Genomic DNA, 20,584 nt, shown 5'->3' on the forward strand with positions numbered 1-20,584 from the left:
TCTTATGATTTTCGGTTTTTTTTGCTCTTTTATCCCTCTCCACCATCATGATAAAGATTATAGACTTCCTGTTTCTTCATCCCTTTCATATCTGCTACCATCTTAATCGCTTTCGTCGGCTTCATGCCCTGTTCAATAAATTGATTCACATGTTCCTTAATCGGCATATCACTGACCATATCTTCCTCTTCGTAGCCTCTGATAACTATGACGAATTCTCCCTTTAAAGGAATTCCCGAGTCCAGCATGCCATAAATTTCTCTGACAGTACCCCGGCGGTGCTGTTCGAACTTTTTTGTAATCTCTCTTGAGATACTCACTTCCCTCTCTTCATCAATCTCCATCATATTTTTAATGGTCTGTTTCAATTTATGAGGTGATTCGTATAAAACCGACGTCTGGGGATGAAACATGATCTGTTTCAGCTTATCATTCTTCTTACTGCCAGTTTTCGGAAGAAAACCGAAGAAAGTGAATTCAAATGAGGGGATACCGCTCGCAACCAATGCGAGTGTAAATGCTGATGCGGAAGGAATCACAACATATTCAAGATCTGCCTCCTGCATTTTCCTGATAAGTTCGTAGCCTGGATCTGAAATGACGGGCATACCTGCATCACTCACCAATGCAAAGGTTTTTCCATCTTTCATCTCTGCAATGATATCTTCCTCCACCTGTTCTTTGTTGTAATCATGATAAGAGCGGAGCGGCGTGGAAATTTCAAAGTGATTGGTCAATTTTCTGGTCAATCTTGTATCTTCGCATAAGATGGCATCCACTTCTTTCAAAGTACGGACTGCCCGTACACTCATATCATCCAGATTTCCAAGTGGTGTGCCGGTTATATAAAGATTCATGATTTTCCTCCTTTAATCAAAATCAATTTCTCAAGCCGTGAAAGCTTTTTAATCTGTATCTCTCTTTTCATCGCATCGCTCTTCGAATCAAAGGTTTCCTGATACATGAGCTTTACCGGACGCCTGTTGCGGGTGTATTTTGCACCCGTACCGAGATTATGTTTTTCCACCCTTGCCCCGACGTCTCTTGCATAACCCGTATAGAGGCTGCCGTCATTACACTCGACAATATAAATATAGTAATTAACCATAGTAGACCTCAAGCATTTCCTCTGAATACTGATTATCTAGACCGTATATATAGAATGGTGGCAGGATATCAACGTAGGCCTGGCTGTGAAATGCCGCTTCCAGTACGACGAACATCGCAGTCTTCGAGGCCGGATCATTATAGACAAATTGCTTCTTCTTGACCCGGAATCCATTTTGCATCAGCTGATATGTAACTTCTTCGCTCCGTTCCGCACGGTGCACCATATAAAGACGGCCTTTATTTTTAATGAGGTAGCGGGCAGCCGTTATGATGCCTTCCAGGTCGATCATGACTTCATGCCTTGCGATACTGTGAGGTCCTAGTGTTTTCAGCGGCTGATCATTTGTGAAGTAAGGCGGGTTGACCGTAATGACATCATACGACGAGTGTTTAAAATGTGACTTTATATTTTTAATATCAATATTATGCATGGACAGCTGAGCTGATTTTTCATTCAGCTCAAATGAACGTTCAGCCATATCGACCAGCACTTCCTGAATTTCCACAGCATCTATCGGCAGTTCTGTCCGGCGGGACAGAATCAGCGGAATGATGCCATTGCCTGAACATAAGTCCATCACTGTCCGGTCCCGCTTAGTGATCTTCGTAAAATCAGCGAGCAGGAGGGCATCTACAGAAAAAGAAAATACTGCTCTGCTCTGAATGATCTTCATCGATTCACGGAAAAGTTCGTCCAATCTCTCTCCGTTTTTTAACAATTGGTTCACCTCTATTGAAATAAGAAAAGCGGCATCAGCCGCTTTTTGTAATTATGATTGGTTTATGAATCCCTGACAGAAGAGACACTCTTCTCCATGTCTGTGTGTACCAAAGTGTACGTTGCATATATGGAACCCTTCATCATACAAATTCTTTAAAGTGTTTTGTTTAAATGAAGCATCAGGTTTAGCTTTTGCATTATTCACAAGTGTTTCGTAATGTTCTTTCTCCATTTGCAGGCTGACGTTCTCTTCGACCAGCTTAACTGCATGCACTTTGATTGATTCCAGGTTATCATGCATGTTTTGAAGATCGTTTTCAAGCTTACTGATATGGTTGAACAGCTGTTCGCGGTCCATTATGAAACACCGCCGCCGGAAGCCATTTCTTCCAGCTCATCATAATGATATTCCTGAATGTAGTCATCCTTGTATTTTACCTGGATAACCAGATCCAGAATATTCATGCCGATCACTTTACCTTTACCATTCGGCGTATCAACCATTTCTCCGACATCGGGCATTTTCGTCCTTGTATCTTCATAGTACTGATCTTCATAATTCAGACAGCACATCAATCTGCCGCATGCACCGGAAATTTTTGTCGGTGACAGGGACAGGTCCTGGTTTTTAGCCATCTGGATGCTCACTGGTACGAAGTCACCGAGGAATGTCGAGCAGCAATGTGCTCTTCCACATGGACCGATACCGCCTAAATATTTTGCTTCATCACGTACTCCAACCTGTCTTAATTCGATACGTGTTTTAAAACGTGTGGCAAGCACTCTGACAAGTGATCTGAAATCCACACGCTCATCTGCTGTAAATTTGAAAATGAGCTTTTTATCATCAAGTGTATACATCGCGTTGACGATATTCATATCAAGCTTTTCTTCCACTACCGAAGCCTTGCAGAACTGCAGTGCATCGGCTGCTTTGGATTCATTTTCGTGATATTTTTCTAAATCGCTGTCATCTGCGAATTTTATAAATTGACCGTCCGGTTCAACTATATTATCTTTTGATATTTCATATGTGCCTTTGACGACACGCAGCAATTCCTTCCCGCGCTTTGTTTCGGCAATAATATAATCATCTCTTTGTACAGATGCTTTACTACTATCTATATAAATATTACTAAAGTAATCTAATTGAGTCGCAGTCATGAGTTTTATCATAATTCATCAACCTTTCGAAATGATAACCATTCCCTCAAATGCGAGCATAGGGTGTACATTGTATTGAATCATCTTATTGGCCTGTTCTATTTCATCCAGCATAACGGTCAGATGATTGACACCGATTATATTGTCCACTTTGACACCTTCTTCAAAAGGCTCGAATATATCCAGTTTCAACTTCGAGTGCATCGCCTGGCGTACATATCCGTCTATCAGCTGCAGCAGCAGCTGATGGTCACGGCGTTCAGCACACAGATCCAGCATCGGCTTAATATCAAGCAATACAAGAGAATGCCCATTAATCCATTTGGATGAAAATTCAGCTGCTGCATTCCGCAGCTTCGTGAAATTTTCGCCGGTATCCTTTACATGCTGTGCATTAAGAGACAGCACATCCACCGTCTCGAGATCCGCTTCCGACAAGTAAGACAGTTCCTTCAGCCGGTCGCTGCTCCGCCCTTTAATATGGACATGCTGTGACCTGGAATGAATAGTCGGTAAAATATTACTTTTATCGATTGTCAGCAAAATCGCTACCGTTTTCTCAGGCGGTTCCTCCAGAAATTTGAGCAGACTGTTTTCAGCCTGCGGCGTCAGCTTATCAAAAGCTTCAATAATGTACACTTTGTACTCCGATTCGGTCGGCTTGTTGTTCATCGCATGCATCAAATCACTGACTTCTTCTTTTTTTATAGAATTTTCATCAGTTTGCAGGTAATAAAAATCGGGATGATTCCCCTCTTCCAGCAAAGACTGGTTTCTCGGGGTGTCACCAAAAATATTCAACGCAAAAAACATGCCGTATCTGCGCAATGTTTCCAAAGTATCGCCTTCGAACATATAGGTGTGACTGAGCCTTTTATTTTGAATTGCATTCAATAAATAATTTTCCGTCGTCTGTTTAGTATCCATCTGTATTTACTTTAAAATCTTTCAAATTGCTCTATCGGTAATACGAAAACCGTTGCGCCGCCCACTTCCACTTCCACTGGATATGGGATATAGGAATCCGCATTGCCGCCCATCGGTGTTACAGGGGCAACCGTCTGTTCTCTGTTACCGCATGTATCGTCGATTACATTCAGCAGATCATTTACACGCTCATCATCCACACCGCAAAGGAATGTCGTGTTCCCTGCACGCAGGAAACCGCCTGTTGATGCCAGTTTTGTATTTCTGAAATTTGCTTTTGTCAGACGATCCGTCAATCTTTGGCTATCATGATCCTGCACAATTGCTATTACCATTTTCATGATTGGTCACCTCTACGATTCATATATTTTTCTATTATACTATAAGCATCCTTGAACACATCTTCAATAGTCTGGTTTGCATCCACAACCTTGATACGGTCCGGAAAATTTTCAGTCAACTTATTATACCCCAACACTACATCTTTGTGGAACTCGAGCGTTTCTTTATCCAGACGGTTGCTGTCACGTTTGTTATCCTGGATTCTTTTGAGTCCGGTCTCAGGTGAAAGTTTTAAATATATCGTCAAATCCGGCATATGACCTTCGATCGCAAACTTGTTGATCTGCATAATTTCATCAATTCCCAGATTTCTGGCATAACCCTGGTAAGCAAGTGAGCTGTCAATGAAACGGTCACATAAGACGATTTTTCCATCATCCAGAGCCGGCAGCACCTTTTCCACGAGATGCTGCCGTCTGGCTGCGGCGAATAATAATGCCTCTGTACGGCCATCCATGTCGCTTTCATTGGCGAGAAGTATATCTCTGATTTTCTCACTGATCGGGATGCCCCCCGGTTCACGTGTCACCATCACATCATCTGTATCTTCAAGCGCTTCACTCAACATCGATATAATGGTTGTTTTACCAGAGCCTTCCGGTCCTTCAAATGTAATAAACATCGTCATGTGTCATCCTCAACTTTATAGCATTCAATATTATCTTCTATGCCCTCCATTTTAACACGATAAAACCGTTTGTGTATTATAGTTTTAATAATGTCATGTGTAAAATGTTCACCAGTGTGTATAATCGGCACTCCCGGAGGGTATGGCACCACCGGACGCACTGCTTCTTTTCCAACCAGAAAAGTCAAATCTTCATCTTTTGACTGCGCTGGATCCGGCTCGTCAAATGACAATTCTTTCAATCTCTCGAACAATAGATCGAGCGGGTAGCCGTGACCTGGATGAAATAACGGCAGACACCATAATACGCCTTCATCGGTCACCATTTCTGAATATATATTTGCATTATCCAGTACTTCAAATAATCTGTAAGGAGAAACACCTTCCCGGTTAAGTGTAATTTTAGCAGGATCTTCGCCTTCACCGACCGTGAATTTCAGTTCTTTCAAATAATCAATGATTGCACGTCTTTTATTGTGAAATTCGTCAGGTACAAAATCATTGTAAAACTTATGTGCAAGTTCAATCGATGCCAATATTAGATAGGACGGGCTCGATGTTTCAAAGTAGTCGATGTACTTCATGACTGTCTGGTGCATCCGCTGATCCTTGGTGAATACTGCTGATGCACCGGTCAGCGCAGGAAGCATCTTATGATAGGACTGGATCACAATGTCTGCATTGAATGTCATCGCTGAAGGCAGAAAGCCCGGCGCGATACCATTGTGGGCTCCGTGGGCTTCGTCCACGATGACGATGGCACCTGCAGCCCCCGCTTCCCCAATGATGTTTTCCATGTTTTTAATCCCCTCGCCGCTGTACGTCGGATATGTAAGTATGAGGGCTTTATTTTTCAGGTCCAGCTTCAATACCTCTTCCGATGAGTGCTTTTCAAAAGATGCATCTGCAAGATCCAGACCGTGGTACACAGATTTATGGGCGTCACCAATGACCAGAAATTCATCGACCTTATCTTTGACAGCATAAACAGCAGATAAGATGCCTGTCGTCGTCCCATTTACAACCGCCTGGGCATGATATCCCGGTGACTTGCCGGCTAAAAACTCATTCAGTTCAAATAAAACGCCTTCAGGAGAATGCAGGTCATCCAGTCCTGTAATTTCAGTCATGTCATCCGTCCAGTTCAACCGGCTCAGATTTCCAATCGTCATATTTTTATGGCCGGGAACATGCATGGATATCGCCGTTTCTTCTCTTAATTCATTCAACTTATTTACCAAGCGCATTCAATCACCTTTTCAGTCAGCTGCTAATATATTTTTATAAAACGGATCTTTCCCTATAAATATTGTACGATCACAAAGTTCTTTAATCTCTGTCATATCATGCGAAGTATAAATGATCAATGTCCCTTTACCCGACAGACCCTTCAAAAATTTGCCGATTTCTATACGGGATTTCAAGTCTATGCCGGCTGTCGGTTCATCCAGGAGCAAAAGTTCCGGTTCATGAATCAGACTGATTGCCAGATTCAATTTCCGCTTCATACCGCCTGACAGCCTGTTCACTTTCGTATTATATTTTTCCAGATGCAACTCTGACAGGAGTGCTTTCAATTCGGAGACAGAAAGGTTTACAGGTGAAAGCTTTTCAAAGAACTTCATATTTTCCATAACAGTGAGCGCTTCCCAAAGTTCCACTTCCTGAGGCACGTAGCCTATTTTATGACGCAGTTTTTTATAATGGTTTTCATAACTGTGCTCATCCAAATACACTTCCCCGCTTGTCGGCCGGTTCAATGTTGCAATTATTTTTAACAGAGTGGACTTCCCCGCTCCGTTTTCACCGACGAGGCCGATGATTTCTCCCCTGTCGGCCTGCAGACTGAAATCTTCCAGTACAGCCTCTTTACCATAACTTTTATATAATGCTTCAACTCTCAACAACGGCCCCACGCCCTTTCCATAAGACAATCATCAGCAGTAAAACCGGCAGCAGAATATTTACAGACCCTGCCAGCAGCGACTCCACAGGATGCAGATGTACATACAGCCATTGTACGGTCATATCCGCTGCAAGAGGCATCACAGCGTGCACCGACAGCAACACTGCCGTCACCATCATTCCGAGCCTGTATAAGGCAAATGGGCTTCCTGCAGCTGCCGCAATAATAAAGCCCAGCATGTTGCAGAAAATCCTGAACAGAAACAGGCTCAACAGGCTGATATCCGCATCAAAAATTACATTGAGCAGTAAATATGTCATCACATCGATGATCAGCATAACCGCTGTATACATTGTCAAACTGTACAGTAAATACATTTTATGTGAAATGACGGTAAATTTGAACCGCTCAGAAATTTTTCCATGATACTCCTTGTTAATCATATCAAACATGAAAATTGACAGCATGATCGTCAAATATGCCCACACCATCCATGGGTTCAGTAATTCATCATAATCAGATATGACTTCAGTATCAAGGAAGGATAATTCCCGGGTCAATAAATTATTTTCTTCCTGGGTATTTTCGATCGTAACGGCTATTTCCTCTTCGGAAATGACTTGCCCGGGAGCGTACTCATCACCGAGTGCATTGACTTCCTCATAAACAGCCAGTACTCCCAGATGTTCCTGTACGAGCGAGGCCAGCTGTTCTTTTACCGGCACGTAAAATAAAGACCTGTCTGTATAATGCGCCTTTATTAAATCATCCCTTTCGTTATGCGTCATTTTATTTTCGAAATTTTCCGTGAGTATGAAAACACTGTCATAATTAAACTGCTCCAGCTGATGAATCACATGATTTCTATCTTTGCCACTAAACTTATCGAGTCTGATAAACTCACTATTTTCCAATGACATCAGAATATCATCGGTTATTTCCCCTTCACCATCTTCAACTACAACTGCCACAGGCACTCTGAAATCATCACTTGTCCTGTTCACTGCACTGGTTATGAGAACGGTCAGAATAAGCGGTAAAAACAGCCACAGCAACACTCTCCACATTACAGGCTTAAGCAGAAGCCAGCGTGTTATCAATATCTTTTTCACTGAGTTCTCCGCTCCTTCCAAAAACCGGCAGCAATCGTCATCAACGATAAAATGATAATGGAAACGACCAACACATCGAACTCAAATGAAAAACGGCTGCCCAGCATGATATTCTCCATCCAGCTTAAAGCCTGATAACTCATACTGTAATCAAAGAGTCCATCCATATAAATCGGAAAGAAGATTCTCGGTATTAAAGCACCCGCAAATAACAATACAATGAAAAGAACTGCAGCCTTTGCCAGCAAAATCACTTTAGATGAAGGCACCAGCCAGTCGATGAGCAGAAATACGAGAGCAAGGGCTGATATGTATAAGGCGAGCAGAACAGTCACTCTTATAAAATTCTCATCCGCAATATACAGTTCATCGGTTCTGGTGACTATGTATAATAATAAAACACTCATTAAAAGTGTCACTGCAAAAGTCAATATCGTTTTTGCGGTACCTTCCGCCATATATGTGACACCGAACATCTTCATCCGTTCTCTTAATTCAGGTTTCACATCCTGCACAAGTATCAGATGAGTCATCAATACCCAGATGGATATGATGATGAACATGCCGTTGACGATGAAATATTCATAACCTGATGAGATATGATGTGTTCTTTCAGATTCATCCATCATGGTCCCGCTCGATAAAGTCTGCAGGAAAAAATTGATGAATTGTTCAATCATCAGCGCTTCACGCTGATCTGCATCCATGCCAAAATCTTTGGCATAATGATTAATCGTCAGTATATTCGCCTGAGAATTCCGGATATGCCTGACCACTGTCTCTATCATTTCGTTGATGACATGGCTTTCCAGTATACGGTTGGGATTGCCGACAACTTTCAGCTGACTTTCCTCCCCCTCGATCATTTTAGTGAAAAACCCAGCAGGAAAAACGATGTACGCAGAGATATCATCACTTTCAATCTGTCTATAGGCTTCCTCTTCTTCAAGTCCGACAAGGGTCAGGGCCGCATCAACATCAGTCGCCTCCACAAGTAATGAAACAATCCGGCTCGTTTCATCACTGTCGTCAAGATTGACAATACCTACAGAAACCGGCTCTTCCTCCTCAGGCATAAAAAATAATGATGCCATCCAAATGACCAGGCCGACAAATAATAATGGTGAAATATAAATAAGAGGAAGTGACAGCCACTTCCTCCCCATTCTATTGATGTCATTAGCCAGAAACACGAGTATATGCTTCAATGTTTTCATTGCTAATGCACCCTTTCAATTAATTTTATTAAAATCCTTGTTCCATGCCGGGGGAATTTTCTCCTATCCATTCTGAGAACTTTTCACCGAACTCATTGAAATATCTCTCCAGTTCAGGTTCATCCATACTGCCCAAATCAACTGTATCAGCAGCTTCAGGTTTATCCACTTGATTTAATGTGGAACCTGTGACGTCAATGTTTACTGCGAAATTGTCCTTCGAGACGGTCACACCGTCATCGGCATATAATGTATGAATCTGCGACATCTGGTCTCCTTCATAAGTCCCCTCCATATCCCAGAACAGTGATACCGTTTCACCTTCGAAGCCTGCAGGGAAATCAACTTGAATATTTGTCTCATCCGTTTCTCCAGCTGTCTTATCCATTGACAGGTTAATTATTTCCGAACTGCCGGTCTCACTGAACTCGATATAGTCACTCGAGCCGTCTTCAGATTCATTGAGTGCTGCTTCTATATCGATGCCTTCGCCTTCGGAACGGAGTTTATAATTAAATTCTTCTCCACCCTCAGTCACCACCTTTTCACCAGTGATTTCAATCGGCACGGTTTCTCCTGACTCAACAAACGCTGTATTGAATTCACGCTTAACAATATGATCGTCATTTGTCCATATTGCTGAAGTCAAACCGTCAGGAAATTCCTGGTCGTGAACTTCTTCAGCAGCTTCTCTCAAAGTCTCGTTGAAATCACTGATGGATGCCTCCCCTTCATCGGAAGAAGTGCTCGCCATGAATTCCACTCTGAGCATTTCAGCCAGTTCTTCATCATCAGCAAGCTTCGTATAGAGATTGCTTAAAAATTCCTGGATCTGTTCTTCACTCAATGCCATCGTGAGTTTTTCAGCACTGATTTCTTCTCCAGCTACTGTAATATCTTCATCCTCGGAACTGAAAGCATCATCAGGAAGCTCTTCGCGGACAAATGATGTATATTCGCTCTGTATGTACTCTATATCTTTCTCACTTAAAGAACCACTTGTAAAGAAATCCGAATAATCCACTTCTGCATCCTCTTCCATACTTCCAGGTTCAATAGTATTAATAAAAGAAACTGCATCCGTCTCATTCAAAGTTAGATACTCTTCGATAAATGGAAATGTAACACCTGCTGTATCAGCATCCATATAGGCAAATAATCCTTCAAATTTAAAACCAGTTATATCACCCGAAATATCAGCCGACGAATATTCATTTTCTTTATGAAGCTGAGTTTCCACAGTGATTTCAGATTGGTTGATCATCTGCTCTAGTCCCATACTGTTTAAGCTAGGGTCACTAACATCTGCAGACAGAGTATAACTAGACTCCACCGCATTAGTCTGAGTCTGCTCATACCATTCCAATTCATTTTCAAAACGGTCTTCAATAACCTGAGTAAAATAATCAATTTCTCCTTTTTCAGCAAGAAGATAACTGTTTTTTGGTGTATTCACAAAGAATTGATACGCTGCAAAGCCGCCAATACCCGCCAATAATAGTACACCTGCAAGCACCCCTAAAATCAGTGGTATTTTAGATTTAGATCCCAACACTATTCCCCCAGACAATAATTTGAAATTTATTTAATGTTACCACATAAAAATTAGCATGTATATGATGGTAATAATAGACTAAATGTGTGAATAAATTTAATTAGCCTAATTTTATCTTCCGCAATATATACAATATAAAAAGAGGAATAGCGATAATCAAAGTGAATCTGATTTCAATGATAATAATATTCTTAAGATACACCAAAAATCAGACATAAAAAAAAAGACCTACATAAAAAAAGACCTAATCTCAATGATTAGATCTTTATATTTGCCTGGCAGCGTCCTACTCTGACGGGACGAATGTCCAACTACCATCGGCGCTGGAGAGCTTAACGACTGTGTTCGGCATGGGAACAGGTGTGGCCTCTCCGCCATCACTACCAGACAATGTTGACTGTCGAATACATGAAATGTAATCACAGTTTTGGGATGTTCGACTCCGTCGAACGAATGTCTATCTGTGCCGTTCTAAGCATTAGAAATGCAAGAACGTCATCGATATACACTCAAAACCGGATAGAAGCAGACAAACACAAGTGTAAAAACCCTTTACACGGTACAAATCTTTGAATAAGTCGTCGATCGATTAGTATTCGTCCGCTGAGTATGTTGCCATACGTACACGCCGAACCTATCTACCTCATCATCTCTGAGGGATCTATTGGGGAAATCTCATCTTGAGGGGGGCTTCATGCTTAGATGCTTTCAGCACTTATCCCGTCCATACATAGCTACCCAGCAATGCCGTTGGCACGACAACTGGTACACCAGGGGTATGTCCATCCCGGTCCTCTCGTACTAAGGACAGCGCCTCTCAAATTTCCTACGCCCACGACGGATAGGGACCGAACTGTCTCACGACGTTCTGAACCCAGCTCGCGTGCCGCTTTAATGGGCGAACAGCCCAACCCTTGGGACCGACTACAGCCCCAGGATGCGACGAGCCGACATCGAGGTGCCAAACCTCCCCGTCGATGTGAACTCTTGGGGGAGATAAGCCTGTTATCCCCGGGGTAGCTTTTATCCGTTGAGCGATGGCCCTTCCATGCGGAACCACCGGATCACTAAGTCCGTCTTTCGACCCTGCTCGACTTGTTGGTCTCGCAGTCAAGCTCCCTTATGCCTTTACACTCTGTGAATGATTTCCAACCATTCTGAGGGAACCTTTGAGCGCCTCCGTTACTCTTTAGGAGGCGACCGCCCCAGTCAAACTGTCCACCTGACACTGTCTCCCGCCCGGATCACGGGCGTGGGTTAGAATATCAACATCACCAGGGTGGTATCCCACCGGCGCCTCCATGTATACTGGCGTACACACTTCACAGGCTCCCACCTATTCTGTACGGGGGATGTCAAGATTCAATATCAGGATACAGTAAAGCTCCACGGGGTCTTTCCGTCCTGTCGCGGGTAACCTGCATCTTCACAGGTAATATGATTTCACCGAGCCTCTCGTTGAGACAGTGCCCAAATCGTTGCGCCTTTCGTGCGGGTCAGAACTTACCTGACAAGGAATTTCGCTACCTTAGGACCGTTATAGTTACGGCCGCCGTTTACTGGGGCTTCAATTTGCACCTTCGTTCCGAAGAACTAAGCGCGCCTCTTAACCTTCCAGCACCGGGCAGGCGTCAGCCCCTATACGTCACCTTTCGGTTTGGCAGAGACCTGTGTTTTTGATAAACAGTCGCTTGGGCCTATTCACTGCGGCTCATATCTCTATGAGCACCCCTTCTCCCGAAGTTACGGGGTCATTTTGCCGAGTTCCTTAACGAGAGTTCGCTCGCTCACCTTAGAATTCTCTTCCCAACTACCTGTGTCGGTTTACGGTACGGGCGGTATATATCTTGCTAGCAGCTTTTCTTGGCAGTGTGAATCAACAGCTTCGCCTACTAAATTTCGGCTCCCCGTCACAACTCACGGTTACACAGGGCGGATTTGCCTACCCTGACCACTCGTTGCTTGGACATGCACTTCCATCGGCATGCCTGACCATCCTCCTGCGTCACCACATCACTCGAACAATATACACCGGTACAGGAATGTCTACCTGTCATCCATCGCCTACGCGTCTTCGCCTCGGCTTAGGTCCCGACTAACCCAGAGCGGACGAGCCTTCCTCTGGAAACCTTAGTCATTCGGTGGACGGGATTCCCACCCGTCTTTCGCTACTCACACCGGCATTCTCACTTCTAAGCGCTCCACATGTCCTCACGATCATGCTTCGCTGCACTTAGAACGCTCTCCTACCATCAATAAATTGATCCACAGTTTCGGTAATATGTTTAGCCCCGGTACATTTTCGGCGCAGCGTCACTTGACTAGTGAGCTATTACGCACTCTTTAAATGATGGCTGCTTCTAAGCCAACATCCTAGTTGTCTGTGCAACGCCACATCCTTTTCCACTTAACATATATTTGGGGACCTTAACTGGTGGTCTGGGCTGTTGCCCTCTCGACAATGGACCTTATCACCCACTGTCTGACTCCCATGAAGCGCATCTATGGCATTCGGAGTTTGTCTGAATTCGGTAACCCGGGATGGGCCCCTCGTCCAAACAGTGCTCTACCTCCACGATGCTCTCATGAGGCTATACCTAAATATATTTCGGAGAGAACCAGCTATCTCCAGGTTCGATTGGAATTTCACCGCTACCCACACCTCATCCGGTCACTTTTCAACGTAAGTCGGTTCGGCCCTCCATCCAGTGTTACCTGGACTTCAGCCTGGACATGGGTAGATCACCTGGTTTCGGGTCTACGACGATATACTATGGCGCCCTGTTCAGACTCGCTTTCGCTGCGGCTCCACATTCACTGCTTAACCTTGCATATCATCGTAAGTCGCCGGTTCATTCTACAAAAGGCACGCCATCACCCATTAACGGGCTCTGACTACTTGTAAGCACACGGTTTCAGGTTCTATTTCACTCCCCTTCCGGGGTGCTTTTCACCTTTCCCTCACGGTACTGGTTCACTATCGGTCACTAAGAAGTATTTAGCCTTGGGAGATGGTCCTCCCGGATTCCGACGGAATTTCTCGTGTTCCGCCGTACTCAGGATCCACCTAGGGCCGACAACGTTTTCGTCTACGGGACTGTTACCCCCTCCGGTTCATCTTTCCAGATGGTTCGACTAACATTATCTTTCCACATTGGTGTCCTACAACCCCAGCCGAAGCTGGTTTGGGCTCTTCCCGTTTCGCTCGCCGCTACTCAGGGAATCGTGTTTACTTTCTCTTCCTCCGGGTACTAAGATGTTTCAGTTCCCCGGGTCTACCTCCAAATGCGCTATGTATTCACGCATTGGTAACGTCCATAAGACGCTGGGTTCCCCCATTCGGACATCTTCGATTCACAGCTTACTTACAGCTCCTCGAAGCATTTCGGTGTTGGTTCCGTCCTTCATCGGCTCTTAGTGCCAAGGCATCCACCGTGCGCTCTTCATCACTTAATCGTAATGAATTTGTGAGTGTACTGGTTACAGTACATCGCGTGTATCTTGAACTCTTTGTTCTCGGTTTTCTACGCTTGTTTTGATTTCGGTTAAAATCATTTGTTTTGTTTGCTTCTCTATCCGGTTTTCAATGTACATCTTTAATATGAATGCCTCTCCAATGAGAAAACATTCAAAACTGAATACAATATATCAAACGTCAATCCCGTTCCTGTAATTATCCTTAGAAAGGAGGTGATCCAGCCGCACCTTCCGATACGGCTACCTTGTTACGACTTCACCCCAATCATCAATCCCACCTTCGACGGCTGCCTCCATAAAGGTTGGCCCACCGGCTTCAGGTGTTACTGACTTTCGTGGTGTGACGGGCGGTGTGTACAAGACCCGGGAACGTATTCACCGTGGCATGCTGATCCACGATTACTAGCGATTCCAGCTTCATGGAGTCGAGTTGCAGACTCCAATCCGAACTGAGAACAGTTTTATGGGATTCGCTTGGCCTTGCGGCGTTGCTGCCCTTTGTAACCTGTCCATTGTAGCACGTGTGTAGCCCAAATCATAAGGGGCATGATGATTTGACGTCATCCCCACCTTCCTCCGGTTTGTCACCGGCAGTCAACTTAGAGTGCCCAACTGAATGCTGGCAACTAAGTTTAAGGGTTGCGCTCGTTGCGGGACTTAACCCAACATCTCACGACACGAGCTGACGACAACCATGCACCACCTGTCACTCTGCCCCGAAGGGAAACCATATCTCTATGGCTGTCAGAGGATGTCAAGATTTGGTAAGGTTCTTCGCGTTGCTTCGAATTAAACCACATGCTCCACCGCTTGTGCGGGTCCCCGTCAATTCCTTTGAGTTTCAACCTTGCGGTCGTACTCCCCAGGCGGAGTGCTTAATGCGTTTGCTGCAGCACTAAGGGGCGGAAACCCCCTAACACTTAGCACTCATCGTTTACGGCGTGGACTACCAGGGTATCTAATCCTGTTTGATCCCCACGCTTTCGCACATCAGCGTCAGTTACAGACCAGAGAGCCGCCTTCGCCACTGGTGTTCCTCCATATCTCTGCGCATTTCACCGCTACACATGGAATTCCACTCTCCTCTTCTGCACTCAAGTTCCCCAGTTTCCAATGACCCTCCCCGGTTGAGCCGGGGGCTTTCACATCAGACTTAAGAAACCGCCTACGCGCGCTTTACGCCCAATAATTCCGGATAACGCTTGCCACCTACGTATTACCGCGGCTGCTGGCACGTAGTTAGCCGTGGCTTTCTGGTTAAGTACCGTCACACACATGGCAGTTACTCCATGTGTCATTCTTCCTTAACAACAGAGTTTTACGAGCCGAAACCCTTCTTCACTCACGCGGCGTTGCTCCGTCAGACTTGCGTCCATTGCGGAAGATTCCCTACTGCTGCCTCCCGTAGGAGTCTGGGCCGTGTCTCAGTCCCAGTGTGGCCGATCACCCTCTCAGGTCGGCTACGCATCGTCGCCTTGGTGAGCCACTATCTCACCAACTAGCTAATGCGCCGCAGGCCCATCCATCAACGGCACCAAAAGCGCCTTTCAACTTTAAGACTTGTGTCTCAAAGGATCATCCGGTATTAGCCACGGTTTCCCGTGGTTATCCCAGTCTGATGGGTAGGTTGCCTACGTGTTACTCACCCGTCCGCCGCTCGATTGATTGGAGCAAGCTCCAATCGCTCGCGCTCGACTTGCATGTATTAGGCACGCCGCCAGCGTTCATCCTGAGCCAGGATCAAACTCTCCATAAATGGAAAGCTCATCTTGAGCTCGGTGTGATACTTCAATCATGAAGCATCGGTTTGCGTGTTCCGTTGTTCGCCTCAACTTGTGTTCCTATATAATAGAAACTTTATCGGAATTAAACGTTGACATATTGTCATTCAGTTTTCAATGTTCTCGTTTTCGACTGCTTTACTATCATAACATACCAGCTTATCGAATGCAAGCAACTTTTTTCAAGTTTGTTATTTTAGCTTTTGCAGCTGCCGGTTCAATCGGTGTTTCGTTTTGACCCGACAAGAAATAACTATACAGGCTTTCAAAACATAATGCAAGTGTTTTATTAAATTCTTTTAAAATTCTTTTCCGCTGCTTCCCTTTTAGAATACGACTCTTTATTAAAAGGTATACTATAGGAAGGAACTATTTAATAACAGCCGATTGTCCGCTGTGTTCTTTTGCAAGTTCCAGTCCGCATCTCTTTTCACTGAGAAATGAACTAGACTTACAACTATACCAGTATTATTTTAAAAAGCAACCCTAATGCTCTAAATTTTAAAATGATTATAGTTCACTCTATATATAGTACTCTTTCAGACATGCTTAACAACTCATACAGTAATCCGGTTCCTACTATATAGTAGTGATGTTTCTCCACAATCCGGGTCTGCACATCGTCAAACCCCTGTCATGACAACATTGACCAGGGTTTTCCAGTATGAAACAATGTAGTTGTCAAACAAAGATCAGTGAGGGTGATGGATATGGCAAAAGAAAAAGTGGAGTCGAAAGGTGTGGTCGCAGTCATTATGGCTGCAGCCTTTCTATTTACATTCAGCCAATTTTTACTGATAACAGCTTTCCCTACCATAATGGAAGAGTTTGATATCAACGCTACACAGGTCCAGTGGCTGACGACATCATTCTTATTGACCAGCATCATTTTCATACCGATGTCCGGTTATTTATCAACGACCTTTTCCTCAAAAGCGCTCGTGGTTTTCGCGATGTCGTGCATGGTCGTCGGTACAATCATCGGCGGGTGGTCTCCGAACTTCGGTGTACTGATTCTTTCAAGAGTCATCCAGGCTGTCGGAGCCGGTATCATACTGCCGCTCGTTCAAACGATATTGTTAATTGTCTTTCCATATCACAGACGGGGATTTGCAATGGGCATGCTCGGTGCTGTTACAAATGTCGCCCCCGCTTCAGCGCCGTCGATTTCCGGCGTGATCATCGATGTGCTCGACTGGCGTTCACTGCACTGGGTACTCCTGCCACTTGTTCTCATCACTTTGGTTCTGGCAATTTTCCTGATGAAAAATGTGTTGAAGAAAAATGAAGTCAGTCTGGATATGACTTCCATTATATTATCAGCGATCGGATTCTCGTTATTCATATTCGGTTTGAGCAATGTGAGTGTTTATGGATTTACGGACCTGATGGTTCTCGCACCAATCCTTATCGGTTTATTCCTGCTGTGGTTCTTTGTCACAAGGCAGTTTAAACTACCGGCACCTGTTTTAAACCTTAATTTATTCAGAAATAAAACCTTCACGCTCGCGCTGATCCTTATCTTCATCAATATGATGCTGCTCTTATCGACAGAAACGATACTGCCCATGTTTTCACAAACAGTACTCGGTACGAGTGCATTCCTGTCCGGCTTTTTATTAGTGCCGGGAACCATTCTGCTGTCCGTCATCACTTTTGTTTCCGGTTCATTATATGACCGGTACGGCGGAAGAACGATTGCAATTACAGGTTTCGCAATGACGACCCTGTCTCTTATTTTATTGAACACGGTCGGCATGGAGAGCTCACCCTACTTCATCATGGGTTACTTCTGCATATTCATGTTCGGTTTCGGGTTGACCTTAATGCCGCTCGTTACGATAAGCATGTCCGAACTGGACGATGATGAAATTCCACACGGTTCTGCGATCAACAATACCATCCGGCAGTTTGCCATGACGTTCGGCATCATTGTACTGACTTCAATCATCAGCATTACGGTGGTCAATATGGATGCAACGGAGACGGTCGCCACATACTGGGGCACAACATATGCATTCGGTGTGATGGCCATTCTCGCTTTCATAGGTTTCATACTGACTTTCCTGCTGAAGGACAAATCCAGATATCAGTAAAATAAAAACCATCTCTGCACGTCAAAGTGAGCAGAGATGGTTTTTCATTCCACGTCAGCGAGCGGCAGCCTATACATCACGAACCCTTTCAGCTGCAGCCCCCTGTTATATAAAGATGATCATCGGGCCCGACGGCAAGTCTTCCGCCATGATGCACCTGGCCGCAACGCCCCCCTATTATTGATATATATCCAATAGTGTCCGCTATATTACAGAAATAATATAATACGGTTACAGAGCCTGTTATCGCTTGATTCTTACGTCAAAACATTTTATCTTTAAGTTTAATCTGAAGCAGGAGTGTGGACCCTATGAATAATCGGAATACCGAGGATGACATTAACATCAATGGTTTCTTTACCAAAATTGTCAGTCTGATGTTTATCTGTTCCGTTTTTGTAAGCAGTGTTGATGTTGTGCCGGCCCAAGCCAGAGTCGAGCCCGGCGACGCCGAAGAGAAAACGGGTATTGTACTGGATGAGGTTTACTTGGAGTCAAGCATCGTCTCTACATCCGAAGCAACATCCATATTCGGCAGTACATTTCCAGAAGCAGAAGTGGAAGTGACTTATCCCGACGGCGGGACATATACCACAACAGCCGATGCAGGCGGTTACTATAAATTGAACGGCCTCCCATTGATGAATGAAGGAGAGTCCATCGATATCACCGCTTCAAAAGGCGAACTTAAAATGAGCGAACATTTACAGTTGAACAGATAATCATCAATTAAATTTATCTCCATGGTCGCACAAGGTCAACCATGGAGATATTTTTGTTCCATTCAATTATACGCCGATTAAATATAGGCATATCGGTATCGTCAGTATACTGATCAGCGTCGTGATCAATGTTGAGAATGATACGACGTTCGGCTTCACATTAAACTGGACCGCAAGCATTGTAGAGTTAGCAGCGACCGGCATTGCATTCAACAGGATGAATACCATTTTCATCGTCTCATCCACAGGCATGATCATGACCAGTGCCGCAGCAATGATCGGTGACAGCACCATACGGATGGAGACAACAGCAGTCACATCTTTAATTTCAAAACTTTCTTTGGTGATTCGCGCAAGCTGCATTCCTAAAATCAGCATGACTACAGGAATCGCGGCATTCCCGGTCATTTCGACAATATCCAGGATGCCCTGATCGAGCCGGATGTTTGCCATCTGGAAAACAACACCTACAATCGCTCCGTGAATGACCGGTATTTTAAATATATTTATCACCGCTTCTTTTACAGTGATGGTCGCACCGCTGCCGAAAGAGGCGATAAATATCCCCACCGTACTGATGACAAAGCCATGAAGCACCATTAAGACGATCGCATAGTCGAACGCAGTGGCCCCGAGCGCAAAGAGTGCGACCGGCGTCCCGTAGTTACCGCTGTTCGGAAATAAGGTCCCCAGTAATATCGCTGAAATATCTTCCTTTGAGGATTTGATGAAATATCCCCAGATGATAGTGATAACAAGTAAAATCCCAGTCAGCAAAAAGGTAAACAAAAATACATACAAATAATCAATCGTCAGTTCATTCCGATAGAAGGTATTGAATGTAAGGATGGGCAGTAATATATATAAAGACATTGATGAAATTGATTTAATATCAAATTTAAGTATTTTATCTGAAAGGTAACCCACCCCAAAAATCAGGAAGACCGGTAATATGATCATTATTAAATCCATGAAGTCACACTTCTTTCTGTCATAATAAACGACGTTGTCATACTCCTATGATAGATGAAATTTTCAGATAAAGGTACCCTTACATATAAAAAAGCCTGACTGATTACAGCCAGGCTTCAAATAATTTATGATTTAGTTGTTGATGCCGTTCTTAACCCATTCCGCCACCGTTACTGTACGCGCTGCCTGATGTTTCACTGCACCTTCAACTGAAATGCTCACTTTCCATTATTCTTTTTATTATTCCGGTCGTTCTACGGTAAAAATATCGCCGATGTCGGCATAATCATTTCCAGCGAGTCTGCTGACTGCTTTAAGTTTTAAAGGGTCGATATAACCGTTGTGATAAATATCCGAATCGATGTGATAATGCTTCACTTTTAACAGCAGCAAATCCGTCGTTGGAATATTTTCTTCATTATATATCACCACATTTTGATACAATTCTGTTTCATATCTTACTTTTGCTTCATTTAATCCGGGCACTTTCACAACTTTGGAGTCCACTGTAGTAAAACTTGAAATATCAAGTTCACTTTCATCTCTCGAGAGCGGTGCAGAAGTCTTATTCGCCTGTTCGACATTATCCTCATCCACGATATGGAGCACGGCCTCTCTGCTATTTAGTACATTCTTTGCCGTATCTTTACTCTCACCATCCGCACGCTGTACTGCTACAGAAAGCATCGGCGGATTATAAGTGACAATGTTGAAATAGCTGAACGGCGCCACATTTACGACATGGTCATCGGATATTGTCGATACTAGTGCGATCGGTCTCGGGATGACCGAGCCGATTAAAAACTTCTTCTTCTCTTTATCTGTCAGTTGTCCAGGGGAAAAATCGAGCATGA

Annotated in this window: 17 protein-coding genes and 3 rRNA genes; 2 read left to right on the forward strand and 18 right to left on the reverse strand. The window is 44.1% G+C overall.

All coding sequences use genetic code 11. The features are described 5' to 3' along the window. Nucleotides 1-29: 29 nt before the first annotated feature. From rsmI to ACY8DT_RS05030, 16 genes are all read right to left on the reverse strand, one after another. On the reverse strand, nt 30-857 hold the full coding sequence (gene rsmI, locus ACY8DT_RS04955) for a 16S rRNA (cytidine(1402)-2'-O)-methyltransferase (protein WP_462421817.1): 828 nt from the start codon (nt 855-857) through the stop codon (nt 30-32). Next, the gene (locus ACY8DT_RS04960) at nt 854-1,108 is read right to left on the reverse strand and encodes a GIY-YIG nuclease family protein (RefSeq protein ID WP_462421818.1); all 255 of its coding nucleotides are present in this window, start codon (nt 1,106-1,108) and stop codon (nt 854-856) included. Before ACY8DT_RS04960 ends, rsmI begins: the two co-directional genes overlap by 4 nt. Then, nucleotides 1,101-1,829 carry a tRNA1(Val) (adenine(37)-N6)-methyltransferase gene (locus ACY8DT_RS04965; protein ID WP_462421819.1) on the reverse strand — a complete coding sequence of 243 codons (729 nt, stop codon included), beginning with the start codon at nt 1,827-1,829 and terminating at the stop codon, nt 1,101-1,103. The genes ACY8DT_RS04960 and ACY8DT_RS04965 overlap by 8 nt, the downstream gene beginning before the upstream one ends. A 51-nt stretch (nt 1,830-1,880) precedes the next feature. After that, nucleotides 1,881-2,189, reverse strand: coding sequence for an initiation-control protein YabA (locus tag ACY8DT_RS04970; protein ID WP_462421820.1), 309 nt, complete (start codon nt 2,187-2,189; stop codon nt 1,881-1,883). Continuing rightward, the gene (locus ACY8DT_RS04975; protein WP_462421821.1) at nt 2,189-3,007 is read right to left on the reverse strand and encodes a PSP1 domain-containing protein; all 819 of its coding nucleotides are present in this window, start codon (nt 3,005-3,007) and stop codon (nt 2,189-2,191) included. Before ACY8DT_RS04975 ends, ACY8DT_RS04970 begins: the two co-directional genes overlap by 1 nt. A gap of 6 nt (nt 3,008-3,013) precedes the next feature. Then, on the reverse strand, nt 3,014-3,922 hold the full coding sequence (locus ACY8DT_RS04980; RefSeq protein ID WP_462421822.1) for a DNA polymerase III delta subunit-related protein: 909 nt from the start codon (nt 3,920-3,922) through the stop codon (nt 3,014-3,016). Nucleotides 3,923-3,933: 11 nt separating this feature from the next. After that, a complete protein-coding gene (darA, locus tag ACY8DT_RS04985; protein WP_052254999.1) occupies nt 3,934-4,263 on the reverse strand; it encodes a cyclic di-AMP receptor DarA in 330 nt (109 codons plus the stop codon). After that, nucleotides 4,260-4,892, reverse strand: coding sequence for a dTMP kinase (gene tmk / locus ACY8DT_RS04990; RefSeq protein ID WP_462421823.1), 633 nt, complete (start codon nt 4,890-4,892; stop codon nt 4,260-4,262). The genes darA and tmk overlap by 4 nt, the downstream gene beginning before the upstream one ends. Continuing rightward, complete coding sequence (locus ACY8DT_RS04995; protein WP_462421824.1) at nt 4,889-6,139, reverse strand: PLP-dependent aminotransferase family protein; 1,251 nt, start codon at nt 6,137-6,139, stop codon at nt 4,889-4,891. Before ACY8DT_RS04995 ends, tmk begins: the two co-directional genes overlap by 4 nt. Before the next feature lie 12 nt (nt 6,140-6,151). Next, a complete protein-coding gene (locus tag ACY8DT_RS05000) occupies nt 6,152-6,799 on the reverse strand; it encodes an ABC transporter ATP-binding protein (protein WP_462421825.1) in 648 nt (215 codons plus the stop codon). Next, nucleotides 6,786-7,910, reverse strand: coding sequence for a hypothetical protein (locus tag ACY8DT_RS05005; protein WP_462421826.1), 1,125 nt, complete (start codon nt 7,908-7,910; stop codon nt 6,786-6,788). The genes ACY8DT_RS05000 and ACY8DT_RS05005 overlap by 14 nt, the downstream gene beginning before the upstream one ends. After that, complete coding sequence (locus ACY8DT_RS05010) at nt 7,907-9,127, reverse strand: ABC transporter permease (protein ID WP_462421827.1); 1,221 nt, start codon at nt 9,125-9,127, stop codon at nt 7,907-7,909. The genes ACY8DT_RS05005 and ACY8DT_RS05010 overlap by 4 nt, the downstream gene beginning before the upstream one ends. 28 nt (nt 9,128-9,155) lie before the next feature. Continuing rightward, entirely contained in the window at nt 9,156-10,679 is a 1,524-nt protein-coding gene (locus tag ACY8DT_RS05015) for a hypothetical protein (RefSeq protein WP_462421828.1), read from the reverse strand. 276 nt (nt 10,680-10,955) lie between these two features. After that, nucleotides 10,956-11,070, reverse strand: a 5S ribosomal RNA gene (rrf, locus tag ACY8DT_RS05020). Nucleotides 11,071-11,251: 181 nt separating this feature from the next. After that, nucleotides 11,252-14,138 (reverse strand): 23S ribosomal RNA (locus ACY8DT_RS05025). A 227-nt stretch (nt 14,139-14,365) separates the two neighbouring features. After that, a 16S ribosomal RNA gene (locus tag ACY8DT_RS05030) occupies nt 14,366-15,915 on the reverse strand. Together the 16S, 23S and 5S rRNA genes form the textbook arrangement of a ribosomal RNA operon. Before the next feature lie 735 nt (nt 15,916-16,650). Between ACY8DT_RS05030 and ACY8DT_RS05035 the strand changes: the two genes are divergently transcribed. Beyond that, complete coding sequence (locus ACY8DT_RS05035) at nt 16,651-18,036, forward strand: DHA2 family efflux MFS transporter permease subunit (RefSeq protein WP_462421829.1); 1,386 nt, start codon at nt 16,651-16,653, stop codon at nt 18,034-18,036. 311 nt (nt 18,037-18,347) lie between these two features. Then, the gene (locus ACY8DT_RS05040) at nt 18,348-18,758 is read left to right on the forward strand and encodes a peptidase associated/transthyretin-like domain-containing protein (protein ID WP_462421830.1); all 411 of its coding nucleotides are present in this window, start codon (nt 18,348-18,350) and stop codon (nt 18,756-18,758) included. Between the two features lie 66 nt (nt 18,759-18,824). Here the strand turns inward: ACY8DT_RS05040 and ACY8DT_RS05045 are convergent, their stop codons facing one another. Continuing rightward, nucleotides 18,825-19,730, reverse strand: coding sequence for an AEC family transporter (locus ACY8DT_RS05045; RefSeq protein ID WP_462421831.1), 906 nt, complete (start codon nt 19,728-19,730; stop codon nt 18,825-18,827). 240 nt (nt 19,731-19,970) lie between these two features. Continuing rightward, complete coding sequence (locus tag ACY8DT_RS05050; protein ID WP_462421832.1) at nt 19,971-20,582, reverse strand: flavin reductase family protein; 612 nt, start codon at nt 20,580-20,582, stop codon at nt 19,971-19,973. Between the last annotated feature and the right edge of the window lie 2 nt (nt 20,583-20,584).

The sequence above is a fragment of the Salinicoccus sp. Marseille-QA3875 genome (assembly GCF_054950095.1).

Bases quoted from the DNA above. Each gene is read 5' to 3' on its own strand.
- ACY8DT_RS05010 (WP_462421827.1), bottom strand. From the start codon at position 9,127: ATGAAAACATTGAAGCATATACTCGTGTTTCTGGCTAATGACATCAAT.
- ACY8DT_RS04980 (WP_462421822.1), bottom strand. From the start codon at position 3,922: ATGGATACTAAACAGACGACGGAAAATTATTTATTGAATGCAATTCAA.
- ACY8DT_RS04995 (WP_462421824.1), bottom strand. From the start codon at position 6,139: ATGCGCTTGGTAAATAAGTTGAATGAATTAAGAGAAGAAACGGCGATA.
- ACY8DT_RS05035 (WP_462421829.1), top strand. From the start codon at position 16,651: ATGGCAAAAGAAAAAGTGGAGTCGAAAGGTGTGGTCGCAGTCATTATG.
- ACY8DT_RS04970 (WP_462421820.1), bottom strand. From the start codon at position 2,189: ATGGACCGCGAACAGCTGTTCAACCATATCAGTAAGCTTGAAAACGAT.
- tmk (WP_462421823.1), bottom strand. From the start codon at position 4,892: ATGACGATGTTTATTACATTTGAAGGACCGGAAGGCTCTGGTAAAACA.
- ACY8DT_RS04975 (WP_462421821.1), bottom strand. From the start codon at position 3,007: ATGATAAAACTCATGACTGCGACTCAATTAGATTACTTTAGTAATATT.
- darA (WP_052254999.1), bottom strand. From the start codon at position 4,263: ATGAAAATGGTAATAGCAATTGTGCAGGATCATGATAGCCAAAGATTG.
- rsmI (WP_462421817.1), bottom strand. From the start codon at position 857: ATGAATCTTTATATAACCGGCACACCACTTGGAAATCTGGATGATATG.
- ACY8DT_RS05040 (WP_462421830.1), top strand. From the start codon at position 18,348: ATGAATAATCGGAATACCGAGGATGACATTAACATCAATGGTTTCTTT.
- ACY8DT_RS05045 (WP_462421831.1), bottom strand. From the start codon at position 19,730: ATGGATTTAATAATGATCATATTACCGGTCTTCCTGATTTTTGGGGTG.
- ACY8DT_RS05050 (WP_462421832.1), bottom strand. From the start codon at position 20,582: ATGCTCGATTTTTCCCCTGGACAACTGACAGATAAAGAGAAGAAGAAG.
- ACY8DT_RS04960 (WP_462421818.1), bottom strand. From the start codon at position 1,108: ATGGTTAATTACTATATTTATATTGTCGAGTGTAATGACGGCAGCCTC.